The sequence below is a fragment of the Tistrella bauzanensis genome (genome assembly GCF_014636235.1).
Classification (GTDB): domain Bacteria; phylum Pseudomonadota; class Alphaproteobacteria; order Tistrellales; family Tistrellaceae; genus Tistrella; species Tistrella bauzanensis.
In genome coordinates, this window is record NZ_BMDZ01000012.1 from 44,025 (window position 1) to 56,826 (window position 12,802).

At 67.5% G+C, this 12,802-nt stretch carries 11 protein-coding genes and 1 riboswitch; all 11 genes read left to right on the forward strand.

Annotation, left to right across the window (positions count from 1 at the left end; all coding sequences use genetic code 11):
- Window positions 1-81 precede the first annotated feature (81 nt).
- Window positions 82-1,503 (forward strand): tRNA (N6-isopentenyl adenosine(37)-C2)-methylthiotransferase MiaB, encoded by a 1,422-nt coding sequence (gene miaB / locus IEW15_RS07415; protein WP_229707897.1) that lies wholly within the window; start codon window positions 82-84, stop codon window positions 1,501-1,503.
- Window positions 1,504-1,592: 89 nt separating this feature from the next.
- A complete protein-coding gene (locus IEW15_RS07420; protein ID WP_229707898.1) occupies window positions 1,593-2,762 on the forward strand; it encodes a PhoH family protein in 1,170 nt (389 codons plus the stop codon).
- 20 nt (window positions 2,763-2,782) lie between these two features.
- Complete coding sequence (ybeY, locus tag IEW15_RS07425) at window positions 2,783-3,409, forward strand: rRNA maturation RNase YbeY (protein ID WP_408999443.1); 627 nt, start codon at window positions 2,783-2,785, stop codon at window positions 3,407-3,409.
- Between the two features lie 269 nt (window positions 3,410-3,678).
- Window positions 3,679-4,650, forward strand: a complete 972-nt coding sequence (locus IEW15_RS07430; RefSeq protein ID WP_306432592.1) for a hemolysin family protein — start codon at window positions 3,679-3,681, stop codon at window positions 4,648-4,650.
- Between the two features lie 8 nt (window positions 4,651-4,658).
- Window positions 4,659-6,335: an apolipoprotein N-acyltransferase gene (gene lnt / locus IEW15_RS07435; protein WP_229707899.1), complete on the forward strand. Its 1,677-nt coding sequence runs from the start codon at window positions 4,659-4,661 to the stop codon at window positions 6,333-6,335.
- Between the two features lie 350 nt (window positions 6,336-6,685).
- The gene (locus tag IEW15_RS07440; RefSeq protein WP_188576349.1) at window positions 6,686-7,090 is read left to right on the forward strand and encodes a helix-turn-helix domain-containing protein; all 405 of its coding nucleotides are present in this window, start codon (window positions 6,686-6,688) and stop codon (window positions 7,088-7,090) included.
- Between the two features lie 115 nt (window positions 7,091-7,205).
- Window positions 7,206-7,281, forward strand: a riboswitch (SAM riboswitch).
- A gap of 136 nt (window positions 7,282-7,417) precedes the next feature.
- Entirely contained in the window at window positions 7,418-8,587 is a 1,170-nt protein-coding gene (metK, locus tag IEW15_RS07445) for a methionine adenosyltransferase (RefSeq protein WP_188576351.1), read from the forward strand.
- Between the two features lie 105 nt (window positions 8,588-8,692).
- Window positions 8,693-9,472 carry a tRNA (guanosine(46)-N7)-methyltransferase TrmB gene (trmB, locus tag IEW15_RS07450; protein ID WP_188576353.1) on the forward strand — a complete coding sequence of 260 codons (780 nt, stop codon included), beginning with the start codon at window positions 8,693-8,695 and terminating at the stop codon, window positions 9,470-9,472.
- Window positions 9,473-9,923: 451 nt separating this feature from the next.
- Entirely contained in the window at window positions 9,924-10,418 is a 495-nt protein-coding gene (rimP, locus tag IEW15_RS07455; protein ID WP_188576355.1) for a ribosome maturation factor RimP, read from the forward strand.
- 9 nt (window positions 10,419-10,427) lie between these two features.
- Window positions 10,428-12,038: a transcription termination factor NusA gene (gene nusA / locus IEW15_RS07460; protein ID WP_188576441.1), complete on the forward strand. Its 1,611-nt coding sequence runs from the start codon at window positions 10,428-10,430 to the stop codon at window positions 12,036-12,038.
- Between the two features lie 35 nt (window positions 12,039-12,073).
- Window positions 12,074-12,793, forward strand: a complete 720-nt coding sequence (locus IEW15_RS07465) for an RNA-binding protein (RefSeq protein ID WP_188576357.1) — start codon at window positions 12,074-12,076, stop codon at window positions 12,791-12,793.
- Window positions 12,794-12,802: the final 9 nt, after the last annotated feature.

Consider the following 12,802-nt stretch of genomic DNA (forward strand, 5'->3'; position numbering starts at 1 on the left):
TTCACATCATCGATGAACGGATACAGAATCAGGGACGGGGCCGATCGCGGCGCCGCATCAACGTGAAGGCCCGAGGCGAGGGTGACGAAGAAGCTGTATATCAAGACCTATGGCTGCCAGATGAATGTCTATGACAGCGAGCGCATGTCTGATGTTCTGGCCGCCCAGGGCTTTTCGTCGACCGAGGTGGCGGAAGACGCGGATCTGGTGATCCTGAACACCTGCCATATCCGCGAAAAGGCGGCGGAGAAGGTCTATTCCGATCTGGGGCGGCTGCGCGCGGCCGGCGGGCCCGATGGCCGGCTGATCGCGGTGGGCGGTTGTGTGGCCCAGGCCGAGGGTGCAGAAATCCGCGCCCGCGCGCCATTCGTCGACATCGTCTTCGGACCGCAGACCTATCATCGGCTGGCCGACATGGTGGAACGCGCCACCCGTGGCCAGGCGGTGGTCGAGACCGATTTCCCGACCGAGGCCAAGTTCGATCACCTGCCGGGCGCCACACCTGGCCGCCACGGCCATACCGCCTTCGTGGCGGTGCAGGAGGGCTGCGATAAGTTCTGCACCTTCTGCGTGGTGCCCTATACCCGTGGCGCCGAATACAGCCGTCCGGCGCAGGCGATCCTGGACGAGATCCGGGCGCTGGCGGCGCAGGGCGTGCGCGAGGTCACGCTGCTGGGCCAGAACGTCAATGCCTATCACGGCGCCGCTCCGGCGGCGTCGGGCGGCGGTGCGGGTGGTTCCGATGGAGACTGGACGCTGGCGCGGTTGGCGCGTGCGATTGCCGCGATCGATGGCATCGCCCGCATCCGCTATACCACCTCGCATCCGCGCGACATGGGCGGAGACCTGATTCTGGCCCATCGTGACGTGCCCGAGCTGATGCCCTATCTGCATCTGCCGGTGCAGTCGGGATCGGACCGCGTTCTGAAGGCGATGAACCGCAAGCACACCGTGGCGGATTATCTGAAGGTCATCGACCGGCTGCGGACGGTGCGCCCCGACATGGCGATGTCGGGGGATTTCATCGTCGGCTTCCCCGGCGAGACCGATGCCGATTTCGAGGCGACCCTGCAACTGGTGGAACGGGTGGATTACGCCTCGGCCTATTCGTTCAAATACAGCCCGCGCCCCGGCACCCCGGCCGCCGAACTGGGCGATCAGGTGCCAGAGGACGTGAAGTCGGAGCGATTGCACCGGCTGCAGGATCTGCTGTCGGCGCAGCAGCGCGGCTTCAATGCCCGCATGGTGGGCCGGCGGCTGCCGGTGCTGCTGGAACGGCCCGGCCGCCATGCCGGACAGATGGTCGGCCGCTCGCCCTATATGCAGGCGGTCGTGGTGGAGGCGCCCGCGGATGCCGCGGGCCGGATGGTGGAGGTCGACATCGACGCGGTCAATTCCTTCAGCCTGAACGGGCGCATCGCCGGCGGCGAGTGGTCGCCACAGCCCCTGTATCCGGCATCGCCGACCGTTGCCGCCACCCCTGTCGCCGGTTCCGGCCTTTGACGGCCCGGCGCAGCGACCGTGGACCCCGCGGCCGGGCGGCCGCAGGGCCCGCCGAGCGCGGGTCCGCCGCCGATGCCGATGCGGTGATCGTGGATTTCGACGACAACCATCTTCTGGCCCTGCTGGTTGGCGAGCATGACGAGCATCTGGTCCGCATCGAGGCCCAGCTTGGCGTGCACATCGCCACGCGGGGCAACCGGCTGGCGATTTCGGGCAACGAGGCCGACCAGGACGCCGCCGCCGCCGTGCTCGACGGGTTGTATGAGCGGCTGAAGCGCAATCTGATCGTGACCATGGCCGAGGTCGATGCCGCGATCCGCATGGTGACCCAGGCTGCCACCGCAGCCCTCGGCGCCGAACCGGTGGAGATTCCTGCCGCACAGATGCCGGTCTCGCCCCCCGATGCCGCTCATGCAGTGGCGCAGGCGGCGGGCGGGCATGGCAGCGCCAGCAGCAGCCATGGCAGTGCTGCGCATGCGCAGGCCTCCGCCCAGGCCGGTGCCTATATCACCGGCGAGGTGGTGATCAAGACCAAGAAGAAGCGGATCACCCCGCGATCGATGCGCCAGGGTGCCTATCTGTCGGCGATCCGCGATCATGACCTGGTCTTCGGCATCGGCCCGGCCGGCACCGGCAAGACCTATCTGGCGGTGGCCATGGCGGTGGCGCTGTTCCTTGAAAAGAAGGTCGACCGGATCATCCTGTCACGACCGGCGGTCGAGGCCGGCGAGCGGCTGGGCTTTCTGCCCGGCACGCTGGAAGAGAAGGTGAACCCCTATCTGCGGCCGCTCTATGACGCATTGCAGGACACCCTGCCCGACGAGATCGTGGCCAAGCTGATCGAGACCGGCAAGATCGAGGTGGCGCCGCTGGCCTTCATGCGCGGCCGCACGCTCGCCAATGCCTTCGTCATTCTGGATGAGGCGCAGAACACCACCGCCGTGCAGATGAAGATGTTCCTGACCCGGCTGGGCGAGAACAGCCGCATGGTGATCACCGGCGACCTGTCGCAGATCGACCTGCCGGCCGGCACCACATCGGGCCTGTCCGACGCGCTGGCGGTGCTGGGGCATCTGGACGAGGTGCCGGTGGTGACCTTCGATGACACCGACGTGGTCCGCCACCCGCTGGTCGCACGGATCGTGCGGGCCTATGCCGCCCGCGATGATGCCCGCCGCCGCCCGAAGCGCATCGATCGCGGCCCCGTGCGGGTGCCGCCGGTGCCGGAGGCCGCGGGCCGCCCGGAGACCGAGGCATGACGAGCGAGGACATGCCGGCCATGGATGGCGACGACACATCGGTCGAAACCCTGGCGGTGCTGGGCGGCCGGATCGAGATCGTGATCGAGCAGGCAAGCCCGCTGTGGTCGGATATGGCCTGGAGCCTGCCGGCCGGCCGGGTCGACGGCCCGTTGAGCGAGGCGATCGGCCGGGTGGCCGCCGCCCTGCTGGCCGCGGCCGCGCCGCATCTGCTGGAGGCGCTGGGCGAGCGGGTGGGCGAGGTGTCGCTGACGCTGGCCGATGACGCGGCAGTGCAGACGCTGAACCGCGACTGGCGCGACAAGGACCGGGCGACCAACGTGCTGTCGTTTCCGGCCGAGGATCTGGGTGCCGACGACCGGGACGCGGTGGCGGAGGCGCTGGAGGCCCTGCCGCCCGACGCGCCGCTGATGCTGGGCGATATCGCGATCGCCGCCGAGACCGTGCTGGCCGAGGCGGAGGCCCAGGGCAAGCTGCCGCGCGCCCATCTGCTGCATCTGGTGGCCCACGGCCTGCTGCACCTGATCGGCCACGACCACGAGACCGAGGAGCAGGCCGCCGCCATGGAGGCGCTGGAGACCACCACGCTGGCAGGCTTCGACATCGACGACCCCTATACGCTGATCGATGGCGCGCCGGATGCCTGACAGTCTGCGGACATAGCGGCGGATCGGGTGCCGGCGGCAGGGCGGCGCAATCATGGTTGCCACCATTGCATGGCCGGTATGGCGATGCTGCATGGCGCATGCGATGGATGATTGACTGTGTACCCGCCTTCGACGGAAACTTGGATTTCAAGCGGATGGCCACTGGTCTGGCGGGCGGGCGTATCGCGTGCCGGGAGTGGTGATCAACCGGACCGCGATGATGGCCGGAGCGCGTGGCAGGTGCCGCGCAGCATCAGGATCGCTGGCACATGGCCGACGCCATGCCGCACAAGGATCGCTCCACCAGCGCGCGGCCCATCGGGCAGGAAGCGATGAGCGACCAATCTTCGTCTAGACGGCCCCGCACGGGCGGGGCCGGCAACAACACCTTCGGACACCTGCTGTTGTCATGGCTTGGCGGCGGCAGATCCCGTGAGCGGGATGACCTGCGCGACAGTCTGGTCGATCTGGCCGAACGCGCTGAAGGCGATGAGGACGAGCGCGCGGCGCTGGACCCCGCCGAACGCCAGCTGGTCACGAATGTGCTCAAGCTGGGCGACCTGACGGTCGAGGATGTCATGGTGCCCCGCGCCGACATCATCGCGGTCGAGATCGGCACCCCCCTGGACGAGCTGTTGCGTCAGATCGCCGAGGCCGGACATTCCCGGCTGCCGGTGTATCGCGCCACGCTCGACGAACTCGTCGGCATGGTGCACATCAAGGATGTGGTCGCCCGGCTGGGAGAGCGCACCCCGATCGAGGTCGCCGGCATCGTCCGCGAGGTGCTGTTCGTGGCGCCGTCGATGCGGGTTCTGGACCTGCTGAACCGTATGCGCACCACCCGCATCCATCTGGCGATCGTGGTCGACGAATATGGCGGGACCGATGGCCTGGTGACCATCGAGGACCTGGTCGAGCAGATCGTCGGCGATATCGAGGACGAACATGACGACCAGCCCCAGAGCCGGCTGGTCGAGATCGAGGACGGCGTCTTCGAGGCGGATGCCCGCCTGGATGTCGAGGAGCTGGAAGCCCGGCTCGACCGGGTTCTGGTCGATGATGACGAGGACGTCGACACCCTGGGCGGGCTGGTCTTCGCCCTGACCGGGCGGGTGCCTGCGGCGGGCGAGACCGTCGAGCATCCGGCGGGGCTGGTATTCGAGATCCTGGACGCCGACCCGCGCCGGATCAAGCGGATGCGCATCCGCGTCACCGCCGACGAGGCATCGACGGCCGCGTGACCGGGCCTGTGTCGACGCGCTCCCCCCTGTTCCGTCGCCTGCTGGCCGGCGCCGACCGGCTGGCTGGTCTGCGCCCGCGATGGCGGCTGCTGATTGCCGCCATGGCCGGCGGGGTGTCGACGGCGGCCTTGCCGCCGGCAGGGATCCTGCCCCTGGGCATGCTGGCCTTCACCGTGCTGGTTCTGCTGCTCGACGGTGTGAGCCACGGCCCGGCGCAGGATGGGGCGCCGGCAGATGGCGGAACCGCACGCAGCCGGCCCGGCATCTGGCCGGCCTTCTGGACCGGCTGGGCTTTCGGGCTGGGCCAGTTCGCGGCCGGGCTGTACTGGATCGGCGTCGCCTTCTTCGTCGACGCCGCCAAATTCGGCGCGCTGGCGGTGCCGGCAGTGCTGGGGCTGGCGGCCGGGCTTGGCATTTTCACCGGTCTTGTCGGGGTGGCGCAGGCGCGGCTGGGCGGCCGGGGGCCCGGACGGATCGCGATCTTCGCGGTGCTGTGGGTGGCCGCGGAATGGCTGCGCGGCCATGTGCTGACCGGATTTCCCTGGAATCTGGCCGGCAGTGCCTGGCTGGCGGTGCCACCGGTGGCGCAGGCGGCCTCGGTGGTGGGCATTTATGGGCTGGGCCTGCTGGCGGTGCTGGTGTTCACAAGCCCGGCTTTGCTGGTGACGCGCGCGGCCGGTGAGCGGCGGCCGGCCCTGGCGCTGGCGGTACTGGTTCTGCTGGTGGTGGCGGGCAGTGCCGGATGGGGTATGGCGCGGCTGTCGGAGACCGCGACGGCGATGGTGCCGGATGTGCGGTTGCGGCTGGTGCAGGCGGCAATCGACCAGCGCGAGAAATGGCGTGGCGGCATGCGGGCGCAGCATATGCGTGCCCAGATCGACCTGACCCGCGGCCCGGGCTTCGACCGCATCAGCCATGTCATCTGGCCGGAAACCGCGGTTGGCTATTATCTGGAACAGGATGCCGAGCCCCGGATGGCGCTGGCGGCGGCGGTGCCGTCGGGCGGGCTGCTGATCACCGGGGCGCCGCGGGTGGAGTGGGTGCGGCCGCCGGCCGGTGCGGCCGACGGGGCCGAGCCGACGCCATTGATCTATAACAGTGTGCTGGCGATCGATGGCGCCGGGCGCATCCAGGGTGTGTATGACAAGGCGCATCTGGTGCCGTTCGGCGAATATGTGCCGCTGCGCAGCCTGAACCCGTTCCCCAAGCTGACCGAGGGGACGATGGATTTTTCGGCCGGCCCCGGCCCCGCCACACTGGCGCTGCCCGGCCTGCCGCCGGCAAGCCCGCTGATCTGTTATGAGGCGATCTTCCCCGGCGCGGTCACTGCCGGGGCCGACCCCGCCACCCGGCCGGGCTTTCTGCTGAACGTCACCAATGACGGCTGGTTCGGCCTGACCGCCGGTCCCTTCCAGCATTTCGCCGCCGCCCGGATGCGGGCGATCGAGGAAGGCCTGCCGCTGGTCCGTGCCGCCAATAACGGCATATCGGCGATCGTCGACCCGCTGGGGCGGATCGTGGCGCTGTTGCCCCTGGACCGGCGCGGCGTGCTGGATGGCCCGCTGCCGGTGGCGCTGGCACCGACCATCTATGCCCGGATGGGCGACGAGGCCGCCGGCATCGCGGCCCTGCTGGTGATGGTGGCAGGTTTTCTGACCACACGCCGCAATACCGGTGCTGCCTGAGCATTCACAGGATCTTGATATATTTTCGCATGACCTTCTCGTTATCTTGCAGTGTCTGATTGCTGACTTTTCTTCCTGAGGAAATCCCGCAGGACGGTTGGATCAGCGATCTGATTTTCCCCCGGAGAGTCAGTAGACTACTTTGCGATGTCGAGTCTGCGGGATAAGCAACTGATGCGTGTTCAACCTGTCACTGGAGGCGAGTGTGACCGGGAATGCAACCCGGAATACGCGTTTCATGCAGCCCCATGCGCGCGCCGGGGTTGACCCATGCCATGGCGTGATGTCATCTATCCGGCTGGTAACAGGTCGGAAACGAGGCCTGCGGGGTGCGAGGAGGGATGACGCGGATGGTGACGAGACTGAACCCGATTGACGCTCATGTCGGTGGACGCGTGCGGTTGCGCCGGCAGCTTCTGGGGCTCAGCCAGGAAAAGCTGGGGCAGCGGGTGGGACTGACCTTCCAGCAGATCCAGAAATATGAACGCGGCACCAATCGCATCGGCGCGGGCCGGCTGTTCCTGATCGCCCATGCATTGGATGTGCCGGTATCGTTCTTCTATGATCAGGCAGAAGCGGTGGCGGGAGGACGCGGGCTGATCAGCGTCGACGACGGCTTCGACTGGGCGGTGATGGAAGGCCCGGACGCCCAGATGCTGGCCTTCGACTTCGCCCGCATTCCCGATGCACGCACCCGCACCCGTGTGATTGATCTGGCGCGGTCGATGAGCGACGCGATCGGCACCGGTGCCTGAAAAACGTGCTTGATTCCGGAAGCACGTCGTGGAAGTTTCATCCGAGGGTTTGAGCAAAACCAATGCGCGAAAATCACATGTCCCGCAAGCGTGACCTGTGAGAGCGTGGGTATGCCAGATCATCCGTGGTCGGATTTGTGCCGCTTGCCGCCACGTTAAACAGTGCGCTAAGTGGGCTTGGTGGGCGCATTCCCGTGTCAACCCGCCGAGAACCCAGACGCACGGAGTCCATCGTAGGCAACCGGCGGGCTGAAAGCCCGCGAGGTTGCCCGGACCGTGGTCGGAGCCACGGTTCGTCGTCGGTTCTTGAGGGGTTGAAGACGCGTCATGGCCCGCAGCAACTACCTGTTCACCAGCGAGTCGGTCTCCGAAGGCCATCCAGACAAGATCTGTGACCGGATTTCGGATGCCGTTCTCGACCATCTTCTGTCTGCCGACCCGTTCTCGCGGGTCGCCTGTGAAACGCTCGCGACCACCAATCGGGTGGTGATTGCGGGTGAGATCCGCTCCAAGGGCGACACCTCGCCCGAAACCATCGAGCAGGTGGCGCGCGACGTCATCCGCGACATCGGTTACGAGCAGGACGGCTTCCACTGGCGGACCGCCAGGATCGAAGTGCTTCTGCACGATCAGTCGGCCGATATCGCGGTCGGCGTCGATGCCGCCGGCAACAAGGATGAGGGCGCCGGCGACCAGGGCATCATGTTCGGCTATGCCTGCCGGGAAACCGACGCGCTGATGCCGGCGCCGCTCCACTATGCCCACACCATCCTGCGCAATCTGCGTGCGGCCCGCCGCTCGGGCGACGTGGCGCTGCTTGGCCCCGACGCCAAGAGCCAGGTGACCCTGCAATACGAAGGCGGCAAGCCGGTGGGCGCCACCTCGATCGTGTTGTCGACCCAGCACATCGCCGGCGTCACCCAGGACGAGGTGAAGGCCGCCGTGCGGCCGATCATCGAGGCCTCGCTGCCTGCGGGCTGGATGTGCGACGACGCCCATCTCTATATCAATCCGACCGGCAATTTCGTGATCGGCGGCCCGGATGGCGATGCCGGCCTGACCGGGCGCAAGATCATCGTCGACACCTATGGCGGTGCAGCACCCCATGGTGGCGGCGCCTTCTCGGGCAAGGATCCGACCAAGGTCGACCGGTCGGCCGCCTATGCCGCGCGCTATCTGGCGAAGAACGTGGTGGCGGCCGGGCTGGCCGATCGCTGCACCATCCAGCTCTCTTATGCTATCGGCGTGTCGCATCCGCTGTCGGTCTATGTCGACACCCACGGCACCGGCACGGTTGACGAGGCCAGGCTGGAAGCGGCGATGCGCGAGGTGATGAACCTGACCCCGCGCGGCATCCGCGAGCATCTGCAGCTGAACAAGCCGATCTTTGCCCGCACCGCCTCCTATGGCCATTTCGGGCGCGAGCCCGAGGCCGATGGCGGCTTCTCGTGGGAGAAGACCGATCTGGTGGAGGCGATCAAGCAGCTTGTGCTCTGATCCTGATCCATGCGATCAGCAAGGGGCGGCATCCGGAGATCCGGGTGCCGCCCGCTTTTTTGTCGACAGCCCACCCCTCTGACCAGCCCGGACACCGGACAGCCGATGACCGTTTCAAGCCATAAGCCCGCCGCCCCGCCCGCCGCCACGACCGTCTCTGATGCCGATGACGCCGACAGCCATGGCGACAGTGTTGGTCGGCGCCACTTCGGCCGCCGCATCGGCCGGCCGCTGAAAGCCAATCGCAGCCGGGTGCTGGAGCAGACGCTGCCGGCGCTGGCGATTGCGCTGCCGCCGCGCGGCGAGGGCGGGTCGCTGTCGCCGATCGACCCCTATGCGCTGTTCGATCATCCGCCGGCGGCGCTGGCGCTGGAAATCGGCTTCGGCGGCGGTGAGCATCTGATCGCCAGGGCCGAGGCCGAGCCCGACACCGGCTTCATCGGCTGCGAGCCCTATATCGGCGGCATGTCGGCGCTTCTGGTTGAACTGGAGGTCCGCGGCCTGCGCAATGTACGGGTGCTGGGCGATGATGCCGCCCGCCTGCTGGACGTGCTGCCCGATGCCTGTCTCGACCGGGTCTATCTGCTGTTCTCGGACCCCTGGCCCAAGCGCCGCCACGCCAAGCGCCGTTTCATCCAGCCCGAGACGGTGGCGGCGCTGGCCCGGGTGCTGAAGCCGGGCGGCGAGCTGACGGCCGCCACCGATCATACCGATCTGTGTGCCTGGACACTGGCCCATGTTCGCGCCCATCCGGCCTTCACATGGACGGCACGCCGGCCAGGCGACTGGCAGCGGCGGCCCGACGGCCAGATCGAGACCCGCTATGAGGCCAAGGCCCGCGCCGCGGGACGGGTGCCGGTGTTCATGCGGTTTCTGAAGACCTGAGCATTTTTCTGGGGGGCTGCGTGCTTTTTCCGAAGATCCGGCGTGTTTCCAGCGCGGAATCGCTCTGGGCGGCCTTGTCTGGCCGCAGTGACACCCCCACGTTCGCTGAGGCGCCGATTGCAGGCAGGCGAGGTTGCGGCGGATGGACGGCGGGGCGCGGGCGCCCCCGGGGACAAACTCCTTGCGGTTCCGTTACATATGCGTATATTGACCGTCGTCCGCGTTTGCGGACCGCCGGCGATCCCGCCAGCGCCCAAGCCGACGAGCCTTCCGCCCCGGTGAGGGACCGGAGGGGTATCCGGCGTGGGCACGCCGGAGGTCGCGGTCACATGCAGCTTCCGCCGGGTGGGCCTTGGGCCCGCCTTTTTTTGTTTGTGCCGCGTCGGACCATCACCTGTGTCGGGCCAGTCGCCCGCGCCGGTCTGGCCTCGCCCCGCCACTGGAGGAGCGCATGGACGTCGTTCGTCGTATCACCGAGCTGATCGAGCCGGCCATCGGCGATCTCGGTTACGAGGTCGTGCGCATCGTGTTCCGATCGGGCACCAACGCCACCTTGCAGATCATGGCCGAGCGCACCGACGGTCAGTTGATGACGGTCGATGACTGCGCCGAGATCAGCAATGTCGTGTCGGCGCTGCTCGACGTCGAGGATCCGATCACCGAGGCCTATGCACTTGAGGTCAGCTCCCCCGGCATCGACCGGCCGCTGACCCGGTTCAAGGATTTCGAGCGGTTCGCCGGCTTTGAGGCCAAGATGGAACTGCGGCGCCCGCATGAGGGCCGCAAGCGGTTCCGCGGTCGGCTTGCCGGCGTGCGTGATGGCGGGCTGGTCGCGATCCGTCTGGATGACGGCGCTGAAGCGGCCCTGCCTTTCGACGAGATTTCGTCGGCGAAGCTGATCCTCACCGATGAGCTGATCGCCGCCGTCCAGGATAACCGGAGCTGAGTGCGCCCCATGGACATCAACTTCAACACCGGCCCGGTCCGGCACGAGCTGCTACAGGTCGCTGACGCGGTTGCCCGCGAGAAGTCGATCGACCGCGACAGCGTGCTCGAAGCCATGGAACAGGCGATCCAGACCGCGGGTCGGCGCAAATACGGCCAGGATCACGATATCCGGGCCACCATCGACCGCAAGACCGGCGAGATCCGTCTGTACCGCTATACCCAGGTGGTCGACGAGGTCGAGGACGAAGCGACCCAGACCACGGTTGCCGATGCCCGCCACCGCAAGCCCGACGCCGCCCCCGGCGATTTCCTGGTCGACCCGCTGCCGCCGATCGATTTCGGCCGCATCGCCGCCCAGACCGCCAAGCAGGTGATCGTGCAGAAGGTGCGCGAGGCCGAGCGCCTGCGCCAGTTCGACGAGTTCAAGGAACGGGTCGGCGAGATCATCAACGGCATCGTCAAGCGCGCCGAATATGGCAGCGTCGTGGTCGATCTGGGCCGCGCCGAAGCCGTGATGCGCCGCGATGAACTGCTGCCGCGGGAAAGCTTCCGGGTCGGCGACCGGGTCCGCGCCTATATCTATTCGGTGCGCGAGGAACCCAGGGGGCCGCAGATCTTCCTGTCGCGCACCCATCCGATGTTCATGGCGAAGCTGTTCGCGCAGGAAGTGCCCGAAATCTATGACGGCATCATCGAGATCAAGGGCTGCGCCCGCGATCCGGGATCGCGCGCCAAGATCGCGGTGACCAGCAACGACAGCAGTATCGACCCGGTCGGTGCCTGCGTCGGCATGCGCGGCTCGCGGGTGCAGGCGGTGGTTGCCGAACTGCAGGGCGAAAAGATCGACATCATTCCGTGGTCGCCCGATACCGCGACCTTCCTGGTCAATGCGCTGGCCCCGGCGGAAGTCGCCAAGGTGGTGCTGGACGAGGATACCCAGCGGATCGAAGTGGTGGTGCCGGATGAACAGCTGTCGCTGGCCATCGGCCGGCGTGGCCAGAACGTCCGCCTGGCATCGCAGCTGACCGGCTGGGACATCGATATCGTCACCGAGACCGAGGAGTCGGAGCGGCGCCAGGAACAGTTCCGCGAACGCTCGCGGCTGTTCATCGAGGCACTGAACGTCGACGAGGTGATCGCTCAGCTTCTGGTGACCGAGGGCTTCGAATCGATTGAGGAAATCGCCTTCGTGGCCGAGGATGAACTGTCGGGCATCGAGGGTTTCGATCCCGACGTCGCGGCCGAGCTTCAGAACCGCGCCCAGGTGTTCCTGGAAGCCCGCGACCGGCGCATGGACGACAAACGCCGCGAGCTGGGTGTCGAGGACGCGGTCGCCGAGATCGAGGGCATGACGCCGCTGATGCTGGCGCAGCTGGGTGAGAAGGGGGTGAAGACCCTCGACGACCTGGCCGACCTGTCGGGCGACGAGCTGATCGAGCTTCTGCCCGCCGGCACGCTGGACGAGGCCGAGGCCAACCGCATCATCATGGCCGCCCGCGCCCATTGGTTCGAGGACGAACCGGCGGCTGGCGAGGTGGCGGATGACGGTGACGCCGTCGGCGCCGAGGCTGGTGCTGGTGATGCGGCCGATGCCGGCGTCGACGGCGCCAAGGCCTGATATGAACGCGGCCCGGAACCCCATGGCGCCGGGCCATGAACGGAGCGATGATGGTGGTGGCGATCGATCCGGCAATGCCGGACGGCATGGTGGCGATACCCGACGCGGCGGCAGGCGACGACCTGCCGACCGATGCGGGGCCGCGCGACCGTGCGCCTGAACGCCGCTGCATCGTCAAGGGCCGGAGCGGATCGCCCGACGGGCTGATCCGTTTCGTGCTCGACCCCGAAGGGCGGGTGGTCGCGGATGTCGACGCCAGCCTGCCGGGACGCGGTGCGTGGGTGACTGCCGATCGGGCGTCACTGACCATCGCAATCAAGCGCCGGTTGTTCTCAAGAGCCTTCCGGACACAGACGCAGGTCGGCGATGACCTGATCGGGACGGTCGAGCGATTGCTAACTGCCCGGTGTTTGGAATATCTTGGGCTCGGCCGCCGGGCGGGAGCGGTTGTCGCCGGATACGAAAAAGTGCGGAGCTGGCTCGATGCCGGCACCGTCGGCGCCATTTCCCTGGCATCGGATGCCGGAGAGACGGCCGCCTCCCGCATGGGAGCGCTGAAGGGCGTTCCTGTCGTCGCACTATTGACCCGCGATGAAATGGGTCGTGCTCTCGGACGCGAGAACGCGGTCAATGTCGCGATTGCCGAAGGACGGCTCGCGAAGCGTTTCCTGGGCGCTGCCCAGCGTCTCGCGGGTTTCAGGGATGCCCCCTACCCTGTCGACCGGGTGTCGGCCGGCTTGAGAGAGAACGGATAACCGGAGCGA

Excerpts from the sequence above, each read along its gene's own strand:
- IEW15_RS07440 (WP_188576349.1), top strand. The coding sequence starts at position 6,686 with ATGGTGACGAGACTGAACCCGATTGACGCTCATGTCGGTGGACGCGTG.
- metK (WP_188576351.1), top strand. The coding sequence starts at position 7,418 with ATGGCCCGCAGCAACTACCTGTTCACCAGCGAGTCGGTCTCCGAAGGC.
- IEW15_RS07465 (WP_188576357.1), top strand. The coding sequence starts at position 12,074 with ATGAACGGAGCGATGATGGTGGTGGCGATCGATCCGGCAATGCCGGAC.
- trmB (WP_188576353.1), top strand. The coding sequence starts at position 8,693 with ATGACCGTTTCAAGCCATAAGCCCGCCGCCCCGCCCGCCGCCACGACC.
- IEW15_RS07430 (WP_306432592.1), top strand. The coding sequence starts at position 3,679 with ATGGCCGACGCCATGCCGCACAAGGATCGCTCCACCAGCGCGCGGCCC.
- nusA (WP_188576441.1), top strand. The coding sequence starts at position 10,428 with ATGGACATCAACTTCAACACCGGCCCGGTCCGGCACGAGCTGCTACAG.
- ybeY (WP_408999443.1), top strand. The coding sequence starts at position 2,783 with ATGGATGGCGACGACACATCGGTCGAAACCCTGGCGGTGCTGGGCGGC.
- rimP (WP_188576355.1), top strand. The coding sequence starts at position 9,924 with ATGGACGTCGTTCGTCGTATCACCGAGCTGATCGAGCCGGCCATCGGC.